The sequence below is a fragment of the Streptomyces echinatus genome (assembly GCF_014203595.1).
Lineage (GTDB): Bacteria > Actinomycetota > Actinomycetes > Streptomycetales > Streptomycetaceae > Streptomyces > Streptomyces echinatus.
This window is the reverse complement of record NZ_JACHJK010000015.1, coordinates 179347-199149: the sequence shown is the minus strand read 5'-3', so window position 1 is coordinate 199149 and position 19803 is coordinate 179347. Positions and strand designations below refer to the sequence as shown.

Here is a 19803-nt window from a genome sequence, read left to right as displayed (position 1 = left end):
GCTCGGCGCGGCAACAGGGGAACGTCGAGAGGGGATTCAGCCGTGTCCGTCAACTTGTCCAAGGGTCAGGCCATCAGCCTGGAGAAGAAGGACGGGGCCACCCTGACCGCGGTCCGTATGGGGCTGGGCTGGCAGGCGGCCAAGCGGCGTGGGCTGTTCGGCTCCCGCACCCGGGAGATCGACCTGGACGCCTCGGCGGTCCTCTTCGCCGACGGACAGCCCACGGACGTCGTCTTCTTCCGTCACCTGGTGAGCGACGACGGTTCCGTGCGCCACACCGGTGACAACCTCGTCGGCGGAGTGGGTCAGGGCGGGGACGACGAGGCGATCCTGGTCGACCTGCAGCGCGTCCCGGTCCACGTCGACCAGATCGTCTTCACCGTGAACTCCTTCACCGGCCAGACCTTCCAGGAGGTGCAGAACGCGTTCTGCCGGCTCGTGGACGAGACCAACGGCCAGGAACTCGCCCGATACACCCTGGCCGGCGGCGGCGAGTACACCGCCCAGATCATGGCCAAGGTGCACCGGGCAGGCGCCAGCTGGACGATGACCGCCATCGGCGCCCCGGCCAACGGCCGCACCTTCCAGGACCTGATGCCGGCGATCCTGCCGCACCTCTAGAGCCCGACTCCCGCTCCTGCGGGAGACATGGGGCCCGGCGCGCTCGGGCCGGCCGGGCGAAGTCATCGCCCGGCGCCGGCCCGATACGGAAGAGGGCTCCCCGGAACGGACCGCCCCTCGCCGGGCGCGATACGCACGACAGAACGACACAGGGGGCGACGGCGATGGCGGCCGAGCTGGTGCGGGGGCAGAACCACCCGCTGTCCCAGGACCGGCTGGAGATCCGGATCTCCGCCGGAGTGCCGGTCGTGGCCGGCGTGGCACTGGGTGACGAGCACGGCACGGTGCACGGCCGCGAGTGGGTGGCCCACCCCGGCGCCCCCGCCCTGTCCGGCGTCGAGGTGCCGCGGCACGCCGCCGCCGAGCACCGTGTGACCGTCGACCTGACCGGCCTGCCCGCGGCCGTGCACCGCGTCGACGTGTTCCTCGCCCTGCCCACCGGCACAGCGGGGCCGCTCCGCTTCGGTGCCGTCCCGGCCCCGCACACCGCCGTGTGCGGTCTCGACGGCGCCGAACAGGTCTCTTACACGGTCACCGGCCTGAACGCCGAGTCGGCCGTGATCGCCCTGGAGCTGTACCGCAGACAGGGCGCCTGGAAGGTACGGGCGATGGGCCAGGGCTACGCGGACGGTCTTCCCGCGCTCCTCGCCGACCAGGGGCTGCATGACACCGCCGACGACCTCGCGACGGTGATCTACGAGGCGGCGGCCCACGACCCGCACCACACGGCACCCGTACCGCCGGGCGAGCCGTCCCCCCGGACGGCCACGGCTTCCGCCACCCAGCCCGTGCCGGGCCGCCGGGCGCCCTCCGCTCCGCAGACAGCTCAGACCGCTTCCGGACCCGAGCAGCCTTCGGCCCCTCGGACGCCTACCTCTCCGCACACCTCTCCGGGCTCTCAGGCCGCCTCCGCACCGCCGGCCGCGTCCGCTTCAGAGGAGATCTCCGCCTCCGGGCCGGCGGAGCCGGCACGCCCGCACGGCCCGCAGAGCCCCGACGGCGACGGCGGTTCCGGGCTCCGCCACCCCGCCGGCCCGGTCGACTACACGCATCCCCGGCGCACCCGCGTCACTCCCTCGCCGCCCCCGCCTCCGGTGCCCTCGGACGCCGACGGGCAGCCCGCTCGGCCCGTCGCCGGAGACGCCGTGGGCTGGTCCTTGGAGGAGCGGCTGTACAACCAGATCTGGGGCATGTTCGAGGACCTGGCCCGCACCACCGCCGCCTACCGCAGTGCCGTCGAATTCGCCGACTCCCGCCTGGAGAAGGAGCTGGACCAGGCCCTCGCGGACCCGCGCGCGCGGCTCGGCGGGGCGGTCGACGCCGCCCGCGAGGCGGCCCTCGCCCGCCGGACGCAGCTGGCCGACCAGGCACGTGCCGCCCTCGACCGCGACCTGGCCCAGCTCACCGCCGAGGCGGAGGTGGTCGAGCCCGCGCTCCCACCCGCCTATGCCCGCTGGGACAACCCCGTCTGGCATGCCCACCGTGCCCCGTCCGAGCCACCGATGGCCCTGCGGCTCGGTGATCTCCATCTTCCCGAGAGCGTCCCGCTGCGTATCCCGCTGCTGGTGAGGATGCCGCTGGAACGGGGGCTGTGGATCGACAGCGGCCCGGCCGCGGCCTTCGACGACCCCGGGCCGGACTCCGCCGAGGTGCGGCATCTGGCGGTCGAGGTTGCGGTCGCCGTCGCGGCCCGCCTGCTCGCCGTCCACCCGCCCGGGGCGTTCGCCGTGCAGGTCGTCGACGCGGCCGGCGCCGGGGCGCGGGCGCTGCTGCCGCTGACCCAGGCCGGGGTTCTCGCGGCACCGCCCGCGACCGGGGCGGCAGGGGTCTCACAGATGTTGGAGAGGCTCACCCGGCGGGTCGACCTGGTGCAGATGGCGCTGCGCAACGGTGCGGCCGAGGCGCTGCCGGCCGATGTGGACACCGCACAGCAGCTGCTGATCGTCAACGACTTCCCGCACGGATTCGACGAGCGGTCGGTGACCCGGCTCCGATACCTCGCCGACGAGGGGCCTGCCGTCGGCGTGCACCTCCTGCTGGTCGCCGACCGTGAGGACGCCGCCGCCTACGGCCCCCTGCTCGATCCGCTGTGGCGTTCGCTGCTGCGACTCACCCCGCTGCCGGACGACCATCTCGCCGACCCGTGGATCGGCCACGCCTGGACCTACGAATCTTCACTCGTCCCGGCCGGCAGCGGGATCTTGCAAGAGGTGCTCGCCGAGGTGGTCAAGGCACGCGCCAAGCATTGGTAAAGCGCTTCTGAGCAGGCAACTTGGTATTACTTTTACCGATCGCTTTACCTTTCCTTGGTGATTGGGTACCGTTTTACGTGCGGAGGGGAGTACTCCCTGACTGCGGCGCACCCGTCAGTACGGACCGGTTCCGGTCCCGGGGCGTCGGCCCATCCCGGGTGGAAGAGACCTCCGGCAGCGACAGCGCTGTTGTGTTTGCCGTCACGTAATGCCGGAGGTGCAGTGGAAGTCTCCATGACCCTGTGGGTCCTCACCATCGTGGGCCTGGCCGCCCTGATCGCGGTCGACTTCTTCATCGGCCGCAAGCCGCATGAGGTGTCGATCAAGGAAGCGGGTGTCTGGACGGTCGTCTGGATCACCCTGGCCGGCCTCTTCGGGCTCGGCCTTCTCGTCTTCGGCGGTGGCCGGCCGGCCGGCGAGTTCTTCGCGGGCTTCATCACCGAGAAGTCGCTGAGCGTCGACAACCTCTTCGTCTTCGTCCTGATCATGGCGAAGTTCGCGGTGCCCACCCAGTACCAGCAGCGCGTCCTACTCGTCGGAGTCCTCATAGCCCTGGTCCTGAGGGCGGTCTTCATCGCTGCCGGGGCCGCGATCATCACCAGCTTCTCGTGGGTGTTCTATCTCTTCGGCGCCTTCCTGATCTGGACCGCCTGGAAGCTCATCCAGGAGGCCCGCTCGGACGAGGAGGACGAGGAGTACGAGGAGAACAAGCTCCTGAAGGCCGCGGAGCGCAAGTTCGGCGTGGCCGACCGGTATCACGGCACCAAGCTGTGGATCCGGCAGAACGGCAAGCGTGTCATGACACCCATGCTGGTCGTGATGCTCGCCATCGGCACCACGGACGTGCTGTTCGCCCTGGACTCCATCCCCGCGATCTTCGGTCTGACCCAGGATCCGTACATCGTCTTCACCGCCAACGCCTTCGCCCTGATGGGCCTGCGCCAGCTGTACTTCCTCATCGGCGGGCTGCTCAGGAAGCTGGTCCACCTCTCGTACGGGCTGTCGATCATTCTCGGCTTCATCGGCGTCAAGCTGGTGCTGCACGCCCTGCACGAGTCCGGTGTCCACGTGCCCGAGATCAGCATCCCGGTCTCGCTCGGCGTGATCTGCGCGGTCCTCGTCGTCACCACCGTCACCAGCCTGCTCGCCTCCAGGAAGCAGGCGGCGGCCGAGGCGGCGCACGCCGGCGAAGACACCCGTAGGAGCGGCGTCGACGTCTGACCGCGCCGTCGCGGAGGTCCGTGACCGCGCACAGCCCCTCTGCGGGGTCCCGATGCGACGCGGGGCCCGGTCCCACCGGCGCCGGGCCCCGCACCGGAAAGGATGAGAGGTATCCGAAAAGAACGTAAAGAGCGAAAAGAGCGTAATGCGAATTCTGTAGGCCTCTGCGACCATCGCCGCATGATCACTCGGCTCCGGTCGCTCACCCATCAATGGACGATGCTCGTGCCGGTGCTCGCGGTCGTCCTGCTGGTCTTCACCTGGGGCCGGGACCTGCCCGGCGCCGTCGTCGGCCTGGTGACCCTCGTACTCGCCGGCGCCGTCCTGGCGGCGGTGCACCACGCCGAGGTGGTCGCCCACCGGGTCGGTGAGCCCTTCGGTTCCCTGGTGCTCGCCATCGCCGTCACCGTCATCGAGGTGGCCCTGATCGTCACCCTCATGGCCGACGGCGGGGACAAGAGTTCCACCCTGGCCCGGGACACCGTCTTCGCCGCCGTGATGATCACCTGCAACGGCATCGTCGGGCTCTGCCTGCTCGTCGGCTCCCTGCGGCACGGCACGGCCGTCTTCAACCCCGAGGGCACCGGTGCCGCGCTGGCGACCGTGGCGACGCTGGCCACGCTCAGTCTGGTGCTGCCGACCTTCACCACCAGCAAGCCCGGACCCGAGTTCTCCACCGTCCAGCTGACCTTCGCCGCGCTGTCCTCACTGATCCTGTACGGGTTGTTCGTGACCACCCAGACCGTGCGCCACCGCGACTACTTCCTGCCCATCACCCGGCAGGGCGAGGTCATCACCGCCGATGCCCACGCCGGCCCCCCGTCCGCGCGCACCGCCTGGATCAGCCTCGGCATGCTCGGGCTGGCCCTGGTCGGGGTGGTCGGCCTGGCCAAGGGCGTGTCGCCCACGATCGAGTCGGGCGTGGCCGCGGCGGGCCTGCCGCAAGCGGTGGTCGGCGTGATCATCGCCCTGCTCGTCCTGCTGCCCGAGACGATCGCCGCATTGCGCTCCGCGCGCCGTGACCGGGTGCAGACCAGCCTCAACCTCGCGCTCGGCTCCGCGATGGCCAGCATCGGACTGACCATCCCTGCGGTGGCCCTCGCCTCCGTCTGGCTGTCCGGGCCGCTCGTCCTCGGCCTCGGTGCGACCCACATGCTGATGCTCGCGCTGACCGTGGTGGTCAGTTCCCTGACCGTGGTGCCGGGCCGGGCCACACCCCTGCAGGGTGGCGTCCACCTGGTGCTGTTCGCGGCCTACCTGGAACTGGCGATCAATCCCTAGCCGACGGCCGGGCCTGCGCCTCCAGGTCAGCCCGTGACCGGCTCCGCCGCCACGGGCACCGGCCGTGTCTCCGGCAGCAGAGCGAAACACACCAGGCTGATCAGCGCGATGCCCGTCAGATACGCCCCCACGCCCCAGGGCACCCGCCCGCCCCGCTCCGCGAGCGTCGTCGCGACAATCGGGGTGAGGGCACCGCCGAGGACCCCGCCGAGGTTGTAGCCGACGGCCGCACCCGTGCAGCGCACCCGAGGCTCGAACAGCTCCGGCAGATAGGCGGCGATCACCGAGAACATGGTGACGAAGGCGAGCAGGGCGCCCAGGATGGCGAGGAACATCAGCAGCGGCTCGCCGCTCGCCAGCAGCGCGACCATCGGCAGCATCCACAGCACACTGGCCACGCACCCCGCCAGGCACATCGGCCGCCGCCCGTACCGGTCGCCGAGCAGCGCCGCGACGGGGATGAGCGCGCCCTGCACGAGCACCGCGCCCATGACGCACATCAACATGACCGTACGGCTCACGCCCAGCCGTTCCGTCGCGTACGCCAGCGACCAGGTCGTCACCGCGTAGAACACCGCGTAGCCCACCGCCAGCGCGCCCGCCGTCAGCAGCACCAGCCGCCCGTGGTGACGTACGACCTCGACGAGCGGCACGCGCGCGTGGTCGTCGATCTCCAGGAACCGAGGGCTCTCCGTGAGCGAGGAGCGCAGCCACAGACCGGCCAGCGCCAGCGCGCCGGCCGCCCAGAACGGCACCCGCCAGCCCCAGCGCGCGAACTCCGCGTCGGACAGCGTCGCCGACAGCATGAGCATCACCCCGTTGGCCAGGACGAAGCCGAGCGCCGGACCCACCTGCGGGAAGCTCGACCACAGGGCGCGCCGGCCGGCGGGAGCGTGCTCCGCGGTCAGCAGCACCGCCCCGCCCCACTCCCCGCCGAGTCCCAGTCCCTGCAGGAAGCGGAGGACCAGCAGGAGCACGGGTGCGGCGACGCCGATGGCCGCGTACGACGGCACACAGCCGACGGCGACCGTGGAGGCGCCGGTGAGCAGCAGCGAGACGACGAGTACCGGCCGCCGTCCGCGCCGGTCCCCGATGTGCCCGAACAGCACCGAGCCCAGCGGCCGGGCCAGGAATCCCACCCCGAACGTGCCGAACGCCGCCAGTGTCCCCGCGACCGGTGAGAAGGTGGGGAAGAACAGCGGCCCCAGGACCAGGGCCGCCGCGGTCCCGTAGACGAAGAAGTCGTAGAACTCGATCGCTGTCCCCGCGAGCGAGGCGGCGGCGAGCCGCGGCATGGACGGGGTGCTTACGGCGTGTACATCGCGCATGCCGCGTCAACTACCCACAGTGATCGGGAGTTACGGGGGCGTACGGAGGTGATCACGGGACCGGAGTGCACGCCGTGGCGACCGGCGCACACGGGCCGCTGTCCGCCCTGGTAGGCGTGATAGACCGGGTGCGGACAGCGGTCGCAGCCGCATCGCCCCGAACGGACCGGAGGAACCGTGCCCCGCACCCTGGCCAACGCCCCGATCATGATCCTCAACGGGCCCAATCTGAACCTGCTCGGCCAGCGCCAGCCCGAGATCTACGGCAAGGAGACGCTGGCCGACGTGGAGGAGCTGTGCGCCAAGGCGGCGGCCGCGCACGGCGGCACCGTGGACTTCCGGCAGTCCAACCACGAGGGCGAACTGGTCGACTGGATCCACGAGGCCCGGCTCGGCCACTGCGGGATCGTCATCAACCCCGGCGCCTACTCGCACACGTCGGTCGCCATTCTGGACGCACTCAACGCCTGCGACGGCATGCCCGTGATCGAGGTGCACATCTCCAACATCCACCGGCGGGAATCGTTCCGGCACCACTCGTACGTCTCGCTGCGCGCCGACGGCGTGATCGCCGGCTGCGGGGTGCAGGGCTACGCGTTCGGGGTGGAGCGGGTCGCGGCGCTGGTCGGGGCGGCGCGGACGGACGGGTGATCCTGAGCGGGACTCACAGCCGGCCCGCCTCCACGATCCGCCGCAGGAAGCGCCGTGTGCGCTCCTGCCGTGGGTCGCCGAAGACCTGCTCGGCGGTGCCGCGTTCCAGAACGACCCCACCGTCCAGGAAGCAGACCTGGTCGGCGACGTCCCTGGCGAAGCCCATCTCGTGCGTCGCCAGCACCATGGTCATGCCGTCGTCCTTCAGGCCGCGGACCACCTCCAGCACCTCGCCCACGAGCTCCGGGTCGAGCGCGGCCGTGATCTCGTCCAGCAGCAACAGCCGAGGCCGCACCGCGAGAGCCCGGACGATCGCCACACGCTGCTGCTGACCGCCGCTGAGCCGGTCCGGGTAGGCGTCCGCCCTGCCGCCCAGTCCAAGGCGCTCCAGCAGCTCCCTGGCGCGTTCCTCGGCCTCCGCGCGGGAGACGCCGTGCACCCTGCGCGGGGCGAGCGTGATGTTCTCGAGCACGCTCATGTGCGGGAAGAGGTTGTACGCCTGGAAGACGACGCCGATCCGGCGCCGTACCGCGTCCTGGTCCGCACGGGGATCGGTGATCTCCTCGCCGTCCAGCCAGATCGCCCCGTCGTCGATCTCCTCCAGGAGATTGACGCAGCGCAGCAGCGTCGACTTTCCGGAGCCGGAGGCGCCGATCAGCGCGGTCACCGTGTGCGGAGCGACCTCCAGACCGATGTCCCGCAGGACGACCGAGCCGCCGAAGGTCTTGCGGACGGACTCCATCCGCAGGACCGGCGCGGCGCCCACAGGCGGGTTCTCAGACATGCTCACAGGGATCCTCCTGGGTTCACAAGGACCCTCCCTGGGCCCGCCGCCGGTCCGTCCGGGCCGTCACCCAGTCGGTGAACCGGGTCATCGGGATGGTCAGCGCCACGAACACCAGCCCCGCGACGATGTACGGCGTGTAGTTCAGACTGCGGCCCACGATGATGTCGGCGGCCCGTACGGCGTCCACCGCGCCCCCGATGGACACCAGCCCGGTGTCCTTCTGCAGCGACACGAGGTCGTTGAGGAGCGGCGGCACCTGGCGGCGCACCGCCTGCGGCAGTACGACGTGGCGCAGGGCCTGCCGGTTGGTGAGGCCCAGCGAGCGAGCCGCCGCGCGCTGGGAGGGGTGGACGGACTCGATGCCGGCCCGGAACACCTCCGCCACGTAAGCCGAGTACGTCAGCGTCAGCGCCGTACCGCCGAGCAGCACCGGATCGACCGTCACGCCCTGCAGCCGGAGCGCCGGCACGCCCAGAACCACGATCATCAGGTTGATGATCAGCGGCAGCCCGCGGAAGAAGTCGGTGTAGGCCGCCGCCAGGACCCGGAGCGGGAAGAAGACCGGGCCGCGCAGGGTCCGCGCGACGGCGATCAGCATGCCGAGGACCAGAACGGCGGCACCGCAGATCAGCAGCAGACGGACGTTCAGCCACAGCCCTTCGAGGACCTTCGGGAACGCCTCGCGCGCGTAGTGCGCGCTGAAGAAGGTCTCCTTGGTGCGTGGCCAGCCCGGTGCGCTGACGACGACCAGGTAGAGCACGGCGGCCGTGACGAGGGTCGACAGCGCCGCCACGGCCGTGGCGCGGCGCGCCCGCGCGCGCCGGTAGCGCTCGCGCGCCAGGCGCCGCTCGGAGGGAACGTAGCCGTCATCGGCGCCACCGGACATGTCACCCTTGTCGTCCGCCCCCTCCCGGGCCGAGTCGTCCTTGGTGACGGTCACTTGAGCACCGGGGCGTCGACGGCGTCCGAGAGCCACTGCTTCTCGATCCCGGCCAGCGTGCCGTCCTTGCGCAGGGCTTCGACGGCGCCGGTCACGCACGAGGTCAGCGCGCTTCCCTTGTCCAGCACGAGCCCGAACTGCTCGGGCGTGCCGCCCTGGTTCTCGAACTGGCCGACGATCTTCGCGTCCGTCACCTCGGCCGCGGTGATGTAGAACGCCGTCGGCAGGTCGGTGACGATGGCGTCGACCTGACCGTTCTTCAGCGCGGACTTCGCCTGGTCGTTCTTGGCGTAGACGGCCGCGTCCTGCGCCGGCTTCACGAGGTCGGTGATGTAGTCGAGGCTGGTGGTGCCCACCTGGGCGCCCAGCTTCAGCTTCTTCAGATCCGCGATGCTCGTGGCCCGGGCGGCCCTGCCGCCCTTGAGCGCGATGACCGCCTGGCGCACGTCGTAGTAACCGGAGGAGAAGTCCACGGCCTTCTTGCGCTCGGTGCTGATCGACACCTGGTTGATGTCGAAGTCGAAGGTCTTCACCCCCGGCGCGAACGCCTTGTTGAACGGGACGCTCTGCCATACGACCGCGCTCTTGTCGTACCCGAGCCGCTTCGCCACGGCATAGGCGACGGCCGACTCGAAACCCTTGCCGTTGGCGGGCTTGTCGTCCTTGAACCAGGGCTCGTAGGCCGGTTCGTCCGTCGCGATCGTCAGCTTCCCGGACGTCCTCGTGGCGAGCTGGCCCTTGGCGCAGCTCTTCCCGGCCGGCCCGGACGAGGCGGCCGACGCCTTCTCCTCGGGCTGCGGCGCACAGCCGACAGCGGTGGCGAGCAGGGCTACGGTGACGGCGGCGACCGCGCGGCGCAGGGCGCGAGGGGCAGGATGCATGGCGGGAGAGTGGCAGCGAACGCCCCGTCTGTCCAGGTCACGGCGGTGGTTGTCCGCATACTGGGAACGGGTGTTGCGGCGGTGTGAACGCGGCTGTGCGCGGCCCACGCGCGCGTGCCCGAGCCTGGGCCGCCGGCCGAGGGCGGGGTTGGAGACCGGCGGCCCCTACCGCTCAGGAGCCGTCATCCTGTGCGGGGCTGCTACCAGTTGACTGCGGGCGCGCGTTCTCCGGGAGTGCGCACGCGGGTTCGGTGCGTGCGAAGGATTCACACGGGGCGCGCGAAGGAGCGATGTGCGCCCGGCACGAGTGCCAGGCGCGCGCCCGGCGTGGGCGCAACTCGCATGCGCGGGACGCGCGCACGGACTGCACGCCGGAGCGCACACCCTTGTTCGGCGCCAGGCCCATGGCACCGGGCCGGGGGGCACCGCACGGCCACCCGAGACACGCGCACAAGCGGGCCGCACTTACGCCGGGCCGCCCCGCGCCCGCTCACCACCCGCGCGCGTGCCACTCCGGCAGATGAGGGCGCTCCGCGCCCAGCGAGGTGTCGTTGCCGTGCCCGGGATAGACCCACGTCTCGTCCGGCAGTGCCTCGAAGATCTTCGTTTCCACGTCGTGGATCAGGCTGGCGAAGGCCTTCGGGTCCTTGCGCGTGTTGCCGACGCCGCCCGGGAAGAGGCAGTCACCGGTGAAGACGTGCGGATGGCCGTGCGGATCGTCGTAGACCAGTGCGATAGAACCGGGTGTGTGGCCGACCAGGTGGCGCGCGGTGAGCTCCACCCGGCCGACCCTGATGACATCGCCGTCGTCGACGAGGACGTCGGTGGGTACCGGGATGCCGCCGGCGTCGTCGCGGCCGGCGTACGTACGCGCGCCCGTGGCCGCGACGACCTCGGCGAGCGCCTGCCAGTGGTCGCCGTGCTGATGGGTGGTGACGACGGACGCGATGCCGTCGTCACCGATCATGGCGAGGAGTGTCTCCGCCTCGTTGGCGGCGTCGATCAGGAGCTGCTCGTCGGTGGCCCGGCAGCGCAGCAGATAGGCGTTGTTGTCCATCGGGCCGACCGCGATCTTGGTGATCATCAGGTCTTTCAGCTCGTGCACATCCGCCGGTCCGCCGACCTTGACCTCTCCGGAGTACGTCATGGCGGCAGCCTATAGCGGGCGGGCCCCGGGAGAGGGCCGCACGGGCGCGTCCGTGGGCGGTCGCCGCCTACAGCGGCGGCAGCTTGGGCAGCTCCCCGCCGCGCACCTCCAGAGCCGTCCCGTCGCGGCGCCCGGCGAGCCAGCCCACCAGGTCCGCCGGCCGGCCGGTGACGGTGACCTCGGGCGCGTCGGCCTCGCGACCGGTGGTCCACGCGCGTGTGCCGTCCGTGACGCGCGTCGCCGGGACGTCGGGGTGTCCGGCGAACCGCTGCGTGAGGAAGTCGGTCTCCCGCTCCAGGAACTCCGCCGGAAGATCCTCCAGCTCGTACCCGATCCCGAGGTCGACGTGGTGCAGCTCCACCTCCACCCACCGGCGGAAGGGCACCCGGGACGCGGAGTCGGTGACGCCGTTGCGCAGCTCCACCGTGCGCGTCCAGTCCGCGGGGGCGTCCCCGGTCGCCCGGAACCGGTCCGCGGTCTCCCGGACGTCGGTCACCTGCGCCGCCAGGGGCCGCGAGGCGTCGCGCTCGATGTCGGCGTCCCGCGCCGCGGCGCTCGCGTACATGGGACGGCCCTGGAGGACGTTCACGAGCGCGTCCGCGTTCCGGGCGAGGTGGGCGAGGACGTGCCCCCGGCTCCAGCCCGGAAGCCGTGACGGCTCGGCGAGCGAGGCGTTGTCCAGTGCGGCGACCGCGGTGAGGAGCCGGTCCGTCGCTTCACGTACACAGGCCAGGTCATGAGCGTGATCAATCATGGCGCCGACCCTAGCCCGGCCACACCTTCGGGTGAAGGTGATGAACCCCGCCCTCGAATCGAATGCACGTGCTATATCGTCGAAGGTGGCGTCGGGCATGCTGGATGGCCGGGGGTTGTTATGCAACCGGGAAATCCGACCGGCGTTGTCAGTGGCTCCCCCTAGTCTGAAGAACGACGGGGGCCCCGCCCCTGTCACTTCTCTCAAGAAAGGTGCGGACCGGCGTGGCCGACCGTCTCATCGTCCGTGGCGCGCGCGAGCACAACCTGAAGAATGTCTCGCTCGACCTGCCTCGTGACTCGCTCATCGTCTTCACGGGCCTGTCCGGGTCGGGCAAGTCCTCCCTGGCCTTCGACACGATCTTCGCGGAGGGCCAGCGCCGTTACGTGGAGTCGCTCTCCTCGTACGCCCGGCAGTTCCTCGGCCAGATGGACAAGCCCGACGTCGACTTCATCGAGGGTCTCTCCCCTGCGGTCTCCATCGACCAGAAGTCGACCTCCCGCAACCCCCGCTCGACGGTCGGCACCATCACCGAGGTCTACGACTACCTGCGACTGCTCTTCGCGCGCATCGGCAAGCCGCACTGTCCCGAGTGCGGCCGCCCGATCTCGCGCCAGTCGCCGCAGGCCATCGTGGACAAGGTCCTGGAGCTGCCGGAGGGGAGCCGCTTCCAGGTGCTGTCCCCGCTGGTGCGCGAGCGCAAGGGCGAGTTCGTCGACCTCTTCGCCGACCTGCAGACCAAGGGCTACTCCCGTGCGCGTGTGGACGGGCAGACCGTCCAGCTGTCCGAGCCGCCGACCCTGAAGAAGCAGGAGAAGCACACCATCGAGGTGGTCGTGGACCGCCTCACGGTGAAGGACTCCGCCAAGCGACGCCTCACGGACTCCGTGGAGACGGCGCTCGGCCTGTCCGGCGGCATGGTCGTGCTCGACTTCGTGGACCTCCCCGAGGACGACCCCGAGCGCGAGCGCATGTACTCGGAGCACCTCTACTGCCCGTATGACGACCTGTCCTTCGAAGAGCTGGAGCCCCGCTCCTTCTCCTTCAACTCGCCCTTCGGCGCCTGCCCCGAGTGCACCGGCATCGGCACGCGCATGGAGGTCGACCCGGAACTGATCGTCCCCGACCCGGACAAGTCCCTGGACGAGGGCGCCATCCACCCCTGGTCGCACGGGCACACCAAGGACTACTTCGGCCGTCTCATCGGTGCCCTCGCGGACGCGCTCGGCTTCCGCACCGACATCCCCTTCGCGGGGCTGCCGCAGCGTGCCAAGAAGGCGCTGCTCCACGGCCACAAGACCCAGATCGAGGTCCGCTACCGCAACCGGTACGGCCGCGAGCGCGTGTACACCACGCCCTTCGAAGGCGCGGTGCCCTTCGTCAAGCGCCGGCACAGCGAGGCCGAGAGCGACGCCAGCCGTGAGCGCTTCGAGGGCTACATGCGCGAGGTGCCCTGCCCCTCCTGCGAGGGCACGCGTCTGAAGCCGATCGTCCTCGCGGTCACGATCATGGAGAAGTCCATCGCCGAGGTCTCCTCGATGTCGATCAGCGACTGCGCTCACTTCCTGGGCGAGCTGAAGCTGAACGCCCGCGACAAGAAGATCGCCGAGCGGGTTCTGAAGGAGGTCAACGAGCGGCTGCGCTTCCTGGTCGACGTCGGCCTGGACTACCTCTCGCTCAACCGCGCGGCCGGCACTCTCTCCGGCGGCGAGGCCCAGCGCATCCGCCTGGCCACCCAGATCGGCTCCGGTCTCGTCGGCGTCCTGTACGTCCTGGACGAGCCGTCCATCGGTCTGCACCAGCGGGACAACCACCGTTTGATCGAGACCCTGGTTCGGCTGCGCGACATGGGCAACACGCTCATCGTCGTGGAGCACGACGAGGACACGATCAAGGTCGCCGACTGGATCGTGGACATCGGCCCCGGCGCCGGCGAGCACGGCGGCAAGGTCGTCCACAGCGGCTCCGTGAAGGAACTGCTCGACAACGCCGAGTCGCAGACCGGCGCGTACCTCTCGGGGCGCAAGTCGATCCCGCTCCCGGACGTACGCCGCCCGCGCGACCCGTCCCGCCAGCTCACCGTGCACGGCGCCCGCGAGAACAACCTGCAGGACATCGACGTGTCCTTCCCGCTGGGCGTGTTCACGGCCGTCACCGGCGTCTCCGGCTCCGGCAAGTCGACCCTGGTCAACGACATCCTGTACACGCACCTGGCCCGCGAGCTGAACGGCGCCCGGAGCGTCCCCGGCCGGCACACGCGCGTCGACGGCGACGACCTCGTCGACAAGGTCGTGCACGTCGACCAGTCCCCGATCGGCCGCACCCCGCGGTCCAACCCGGCGACGTACACCGGTGTCTTCGACCACATCCGCAAGCTGTTCGCCGAGACCACCGAGGCGAAGGTCCGCGGCTACCTGCCCGGCCGCTTCTCCTTCAACGTCAAGGGCGGCCGCTGCGAGAACTGCGCGGGCGACGGCACCATCAAGATCGAGATGAACTTCCTTCCGGACGTCTACGTCCCGTGCGAGGTCTGCCACGGCGCCCGGTACAACCGGGAGACCCTGGAGGTCCACTACAAGGGCAAGTCCATCGCCGAGGTGCTGAACATGCCGATCGAGGAGGCCATGCACTTCTTCGAGGCGGTCCCGGCGATCTCCCGGCACCTGAGGACGCTCAACGACGTCGGTCTCGGCTACGTCCGCCTCGGCCAGTCCGCCACCACCCTCTCCGGTGGTGAGGCGCAGCGCGTCAAGCTCGCCAGCGAACTGCAGAAGCGGTCCACCGGACGCACGGTCTACGTCCTGGACGAGCCGACCACCGGTCTGCACTTCGAGGACATCAGCAAGCTGCTCACGGTGCTCGGCGGACTGGTCGACAAGGGCAACACGGTCATCGTCATCGAGCACAACCTCGACGTGATCAAGACCGCCGACTGGCTCGTCGACATGGGGCCGGAGGGCGGCGCCGGCGGTGGCCTGGTGGTCGCCGAGGGCTCGCCGGAGGAGGTCGCCGGGGTCCCGGCGAGCCACACCGGCAAGTTCCTGAGGGAGATCCTCGGCGCCGACCGCATCAGCGACGCCGAGCCGGTGCAGGCGCGGCGTGGCGGCACCACCCGGAAGACGGCCGCGGCCAAGTCCCCGACGAAGAGGACGGTGACGGCCAAGGCCAACAGCACCGCGACCAAGAAGGCCGCCGCGGCCACCAAGAAGGCGACGCCCGCGAAGAAGACCACGCGGACCCGCACGGCCTGAGACGGCCGGCGCCCGCCCGGAGATGGCCGGCGCGCGACCAGGGACGGTCGGCGCACGGCCTGATCCGGTCGGCGCACGGTCTGTCGGGTCGGTCGGCTCGGAGATCGGTCAGGACATCCGCCGTTCTCCGCCTGACATCGCATCAAAAATTCGGCGCCCCGCGGGAACTCCCCGCGGGGCGCCGCTCGTTCCAGTATCAGCCGATCAGGTCCGGCGGTCCGACAGGTCCCGCACACCGCAGGCCCGGCCGTACCTTGTCAACAGCACAGGGAAGACAGACCGCTCACAGCCCCGCCGGCTCACCCAGCTCCGCCGCGTACGGCGGCTCGGCCCCGGCCCGCGAGCAGGTGATCGCCGCCGCTCGTGCCGCGAAGCGCAGCAGCCGCGTCCAGCCCTCCGTCCCGAGGGCTGCGAGCGCTTCCCCGGACAGCGCGTCCCGTGCGGCCAGCCCGTGCAGCAGGGCCGCGTTCACCGTGTCACCGGCGCCGATGGTGTCCACGACATCGACCTTCTCACCCGGCACGGAGTGCTCCCCGCCGTCCCGTGTGAACACGGTCAGACCGTCGCCGCCCCGCGTGACCACCACGGCCGCCGGTCCCGCGGCCAGCCACTCGCGCGGGGTGCCGCCGAGCCACGCCGCGTCCTCCGCCGACAGCTTCAGCAGCGTCACCGAAGGCAGCCAGCCCTTGAAACGCTCCCGATAGGCGTCCGCGTCCGGGATCAGCCCCGCCCGGACATTGGGATCGAGCGCGGTGAACAGCCCCTGCCCGGCAGCGGTACGCATCAGCTCCTCGTAGGCGCTCGCCCCCGGTTCCAGCACGAGCGAGCACGTACCGAAGGACACCGCGCGCGCACCGGCGGGGAGCGCGTCGGGCACCGTGAACAGGCGGTCGGCGGTGCCGTCGACATAGAACGAGTAGGCGGCCGAGCCGGCGGCGTCGACCGTGGCCACGGCGAGAGTCGTCGGCTCCGGTCCCCGCTGCACGCCGGACACGTCGACCCCGGCCCGCCGCAGCCCGGCGAGCAGGGCCTCACCGAAGGCGTCGTCCGATGTCCGGGAGCAGAAGGCGGTGGGGGAGCCGAGCCTGCCGAGGGCCACGGCGGTGTTGTACGGGCCGCCGCCGAGCGCCGGCTTCAGGTCCGCGAGGGCACCGGGGCCGTGCGGTACCAGGTCGATCAGTGCCTCACCGGCGACGACGATCACGAGGCGGTTCCCTTCTCGGTCAGCGTGGATGATGCGGTGCGCCCGGCCGCGTCGGTGCGGCCCGGCTCCTCCGGGCAGCCGCAGGACGTCCGGTGGACGAACGCGCACGGCAGCCGGACCGTCCGGGCCGGCCGGTGCGGCTCCGCCAGCCGGTCCAGGAGCACCCGGACGGCCTGGGCGCCCAGCTCCCGGCTGGGCTGGGCGATGGCGGTCAGCCGGGGCGAGAACAGGTCGGCCCAGGCGAAGTCGTCGAAGCAGCACAGGGCGAGGTCGTCCGGTACGGACCGGCCGTGCCGGCGCAGCGCCCGCAGGGCGCCGATGGTCATCGCGTTGTTGGCGGTCACGAGTGCCGTGGGCGGATCGGGCAGGCCGAGCAGGGCGGCCGTGGCCCGCTCGGCGCCGTCCGACTCGGAGTTGCCGGAGACGAGCAGACGGGCGTCGTACTCCAGGCCGGCGGCGGCGAGGCCCTCTCGGTAGCCGGTGACGCGTTCACCGGTGGTGCTGAGGCCGGACTGGCCGGCGATCAGCCCGATCCGACGGTGCCCGAGGCCGGCGAGGTGGGTGACGAGCAGGGCCGTCGGGGCGGCGCTCTCGGCACAGACCTGGTCGAAGCGAGGCGCATCCGGGGCCACAGGCGCGGCGGGGGACACAGCGGCCCCGTCAGACGCAGCGGCCCCCGCAGACGCAGCGGCCCCCGCAGACACAGCGGCCCCCGCAGACACAGCGGTCCCCGCGCCGCCCGGCGGATCGTGCTCGGCCATGTGCGCGTCGACGAGCCGGTCCAGGAAGACCGTCGGCACCGCGTGGCGGCGCAGGTAGCCGACCAGTTCGCGTGGTTCCGCGGACGGGGCGACGATCATGCCGTCCACCCGGCGTTCGTGGAGGAGCTGCACCACCCTGCGCTCATGGCGGGGATCGTCGTGCGGATCGGCGATGAGAAGGCTGTAGCCGGCTTCCAGGGCGGCGGCCTCGACGCCCTGCAGGATCTCCGTGAAGTACGGGTTGCTGATGGCCGACACCGCGAGGCCGATGGAGCGGGTGCGCGAGGTCACCAGCGAGCGGGCCAGGGTGTTGGGGGTGTAGCCGAGGGCCTCGACGGCGTCGAGCACGGCCTGGCGGGTGTGGGGGAGTACCGGGCGGGTGCCGTTGAGGACGTGGGAAACGGTCGCCACGGAGACTCCGGCACGCCGGGCGACATCCGTCATGGTGGCCATCGTGCTCCCTTCGCTGAGCCGAGGGGTCGACCCACGAGCCGACGGGGGACGCCCTGAGCGGACGGGCCCTCCTTGAGTCGGCGGGCCGACGGCGCGCAGAACTTGTCGCGTGGCCGGTCCGACCGACTCGGCCGGGCACCCCTGCCCGGGCGACCGGTCCGCGCGCCGGCCGCCTTCCGGCCGGGACGTTATCCCATGGCCCAGCCCCGCGTAAACGCTTGCGCAAACGTTTACGTCGGCACGTGCCGCACCTTCGGCTCCCGCTCACCTCCATACAACGCCTCCGACAGACCGCGCCCCCGGCACCGCCGCACCCCGCCCGGACGCCATCCGGTCCCATCCCCAACGCCACCCGGTCCGGGCTCCGACGCGAGCAGGGCACCGCCCGGATGCCGCGCGGCCAGCCTCACACGGCCCTCGGTGCCCGCCCCGCCCTGGCCTGCCCTACCCCGCCCCTCCCTCTCTGCCCCGCCCGCCCCCCTGACCGTCCCGCGTCCTGTCCGTCCCACCCACGCGCGCGCCCCTCCGCCAGGCCCTTCTAACGTCGCCCGCCCCTCCGCCAGGCCCCCCTGCGCCGCCCCCTCGCCGCCGCTGTCCGCCGCCCCCTCCGCCCCGCCCCGGGGCCGGTTTCCCTGTCCCGGTATCGTCGCTCTGCACACCCCTTGACCAGTGGAGTCCCAGATGCCCACCCGCCCCTCCGCGAGCCGCCGTACCGTCCTCCGAGGGGCCGCCGCTGCCCCGGTCGCGGGGCTGGGCCTGGCCGCGTGCTCGGCCCCGGACGGTGCGGCCTCGACCGCTCCGACCGCGCCCGTCGACCTCGGCCAGGAGACCGAGGTCGCGAAGGGCGGGGCGAAGCTCTACCGGGATCACAACGTGGTGGTCAGCCGTGACAAGGACGGCACGCTGAAGGCGTACAGCACGATCTGCACGCACGCGCGGTGCCCGATCAACAAGCTGCAGGGGACGACCTTGATCTGTCCCTGCCACGGCAGCGAGTTCGACGCCATGACGGGCGAGGTGGTCCAGGCGCCGGCCACCGAGCCGCTGACCGAGCTGTCGGTGAAGGCCGCGAACGGCAAGATCATCGCCGGCCCGGCGGACTGACCGGAGAGCTGGGGGGTGCCGCGGGGTTGGGGAACCGCGGCCGGGCGGGTCGGCTACGGCGTTCCGCTCACTCCCAGTCCCAGGCGATCCCCACGACGCCCGGCCGGATCCGCGGCTCGACCACATGGGCGCAGTGGTGGGGGCCGGTCACGGACAGTTCCTGTCGGCCGCTGCGCGGGGCCGCCGCCGAGTGCTGGGCGAAGCGGTGACAGCGCACCGGCAGCGCGGCCGGGTCGAAACGCACCTGCAGCGCGTACTGGCCGCCGGGGTGGCCGAACCGGTGGAGATACTCGCGGGACGGTCCCGCGGTGCCGTCCTCGACGACGTACCGGAAGAGGAAGGTGTCGCCGGAACGCAGCCGGGTGCCGAAGAGCAGCTCGGCCACCAGGACGCCGGTGTCCCGGTCCCAGCGGAGGCGGCCGGTGCGGCAGTTCTCCAGGGCGTGCACGGCGATGCGGCGCGGGTCGCAGCCCGGGTCGCCGTGGTGGACGGCGACGAAGCGGTCGACGCCGTCGCGGTGGGCCCGCACGATGTGGTGGGCCTCGCGGCTCGCCAGTTCGCGCCCGGCGCCGATCCGGACGCACTCGTGGTGACCCAGGGTTTGCAGTCCGCCGTCCAGGGACCAGTCGAGGCCGGCGGTGAGCCGGTCCAGGACGTCCGAGGCCTCGATCAGGGAGCGGTAGGAGCGGCCCGCCGGGCGGTCGGCGGTCGCCCGCTCGTCGGCCTCGGCGAGCAGCCGGATCAGCGACTCTTCCGGCAGCTGGAGGATCTCCTCCAGCGCCCGTACGGCCCGCAGCGACTCCGGGCGCTGCGGGCGGCGGGCCCCCTGCTGCCAGTAACTGAGGCTGGTGACACCCACCTTGACCCCATGGCGCGACAGATGGTGCTGCACGCGTTGGAGCGGCAGTCCGCGGGCGGCGATCGCGGCGCGCAGCGCCACGTGGAAGGGGCCGCCCCGCAGGGCCGTGTCCAGTTCCGCGGTGGGGACATCCGCGTGCTCTGTGGCATGCCGCATGCCGGGAGGCCTTTCTGTGAGGTGTCGCTACGGCTGGTCAGACCGCCTGTGCGGGTGTGCTGGGCCGCCCCCGTGGGCGCCGCCGATGCCCGTGGCCGGGCACGCCGCGCCCGTACACATGTGTGCACGGCCCCGAGTTCCCCCGCATTGAA

General features: G+C 71.6%; 16 protein-coding genes. 7 read left to right on the top strand and 9 right to left on the bottom strand.

What is annotated here, in order from left to right:
• The first annotated feature begins 42 nt into the window (after positions 1-42).
• The 4 genes from FHS34_RS33605 (at position 43) to FHS34_RS33590 (ending at position 5375) form a co-directional block, all read left to right on the top strand.
• Positions 43-621, top strand: a complete 579-nt coding sequence (locus FHS34_RS33605; protein WP_184972554.1) for a TerD family protein — start codon at positions 43-45, stop codon at positions 619-621.
• Between the two features lie 164 nt (positions 622-785).
• The gene (locus FHS34_RS33600; protein ID WP_184972552.1) at positions 786-2873 is read left to right on the top strand and encodes a TerD family protein; all 2088 of its coding nucleotides are present in this window, start codon (positions 786-788) and stop codon (positions 2871-2873) included.
• A 222-nt stretch (positions 2874-3095) separates the two neighbouring features.
• The gene (locus FHS34_RS33595; RefSeq protein WP_184972550.1) at positions 3096-4094 is read left to right on the top strand and encodes a TerC family protein; all 999 of its coding nucleotides are present in this window, start codon (positions 3096-3098) and stop codon (positions 4092-4094) included.
• A gap of 180 nt (positions 4095-4274) precedes the next feature.
• Positions 4275-5375: a calcium:cation antiporter gene (locus FHS34_RS33590; protein ID WP_184972548.1), complete on the top strand. Its 1101-nt coding sequence runs from the start codon at positions 4275-4277 to the stop codon at positions 5373-5375.
• Positions 5376-5401: 26 nt separating this feature from the next.
• On the opposite strand, the gene FHS34_RS33585 is transcribed toward FHS34_RS33590, so the two are convergent.
• Positions 5402-6703: an MFS transporter gene (locus FHS34_RS33585; RefSeq protein ID WP_372478626.1), complete on the bottom strand. Its 1302-nt coding sequence runs from the start codon at positions 6701-6703 to the stop codon at positions 5402-5404.
• Positions 6704-6880: 177 nt separating this feature from the next.
• Here FHS34_RS33585 and aroQ point away from each other — a divergent pair, with 177 nt between their 5' ends.
• Positions 6881-7354 (top strand): type II 3-dehydroquinate dehydratase, encoded by a 474-nt coding sequence (gene aroQ / locus FHS34_RS33580; protein ID WP_184972546.1) that lies wholly within the window; start codon positions 6881-6883, stop codon positions 7352-7354.
• Between the two features lie 13 nt (positions 7355-7367).
• Here aroQ and FHS34_RS33575 read toward each other — a convergent pair whose 3' ends face one another.
• The 5 genes from FHS34_RS33575 to FHS34_RS33555 form a co-directional block, all read right to left on the bottom strand.
• The gene (locus FHS34_RS33575) at positions 7368-8138 is read right to left on the bottom strand and encodes an amino acid ABC transporter ATP-binding protein (protein ID WP_184972545.1); all 771 of its coding nucleotides are present in this window, start codon (positions 8136-8138) and stop codon (positions 7368-7370) included.
• A 22-nt stretch (positions 8139-8160) separates the two neighbouring features.
• The gene (locus FHS34_RS33570) at positions 8161-9081 is read right to left on the bottom strand and encodes an amino acid ABC transporter permease (RefSeq protein WP_184972544.1); all 921 of its coding nucleotides are present in this window, start codon (positions 9079-9081) and stop codon (positions 8161-8163) included.
• A complete protein-coding gene (locus FHS34_RS33565; protein WP_184972542.1) occupies positions 9078-9962 on the bottom strand; it encodes an ABC transporter substrate-binding protein in 885 nt (294 codons plus the stop codon). Before FHS34_RS33565 ends, FHS34_RS33570 begins: the two co-directional genes overlap by 4 nt.
• 490 nt (positions 9963-10452) lie before the next feature.
• Positions 10453-11109: an MBL fold metallo-hydrolase gene (locus FHS34_RS33560; RefSeq protein WP_184972540.1), complete on the bottom strand. Its 657-nt coding sequence runs from the start codon at positions 11107-11109 to the stop codon at positions 10453-10455.
• A gap of 67 nt (positions 11110-11176) precedes the next feature.
• Positions 11177-11863, bottom strand: coding sequence for a maleylpyruvate isomerase family mycothiol-dependent enzyme (locus tag FHS34_RS33555; protein WP_184972538.1), 687 nt, complete (start codon positions 11861-11863; stop codon positions 11177-11179).
• 224 nt (positions 11864-12087) lie between these two features.
• On the opposite strand from FHS34_RS33555, the gene uvrA reads away from it, so the two are divergent.
• Entirely contained in the window at positions 12088-15114 is a 3027-nt protein-coding gene (gene uvrA, locus FHS34_RS33550) for an excinuclease ABC subunit UvrA (RefSeq protein WP_184972536.1), read from the top strand.
• Positions 15115-15397: 283 nt separating this feature from the next.
• On the opposite strand, the gene FHS34_RS33545 is transcribed toward uvrA, so the two are convergent.
• Together FHS34_RS33545 and FHS34_RS33540 are read right to left on the bottom strand one after the other, a co-directional pair.
• Positions 15398-16318: a carbohydrate kinase family protein gene (locus FHS34_RS33545; protein ID WP_184972534.1), complete on the bottom strand. Its 921-nt coding sequence runs from the start codon at positions 16316-16318 to the stop codon at positions 15398-15400.
• A complete protein-coding gene (locus tag FHS34_RS33540; protein ID WP_184972532.1) occupies positions 16315-17532 on the bottom strand; it encodes a LacI family DNA-binding transcriptional regulator in 1218 nt (405 codons plus the stop codon). The genes FHS34_RS33545 and FHS34_RS33540 overlap by 4 nt, the downstream gene beginning before the upstream one ends.
• A 681-nt stretch (positions 17533-18213) precedes the next feature.
• Here FHS34_RS33540 and FHS34_RS33535 point away from each other — a divergent pair.
• Entirely contained in the window at positions 18214-18636 is a 423-nt protein-coding gene (locus tag FHS34_RS33535; RefSeq protein WP_184972530.1) for a Rieske (2Fe-2S) protein, read from the top strand.
• A 67-nt stretch (positions 18637-18703) separates the two neighbouring features.
• On the opposite strand, the gene FHS34_RS33530 is transcribed toward FHS34_RS33535, so the two are convergent.
• Positions 18704-19651, bottom strand: coding sequence for a hypothetical protein (locus FHS34_RS33530; RefSeq protein ID WP_184972528.1), 948 nt, complete (start codon positions 19649-19651; stop codon positions 18704-18706).
• Positions 19652-19803 lie beyond the last annotated feature (152 nt).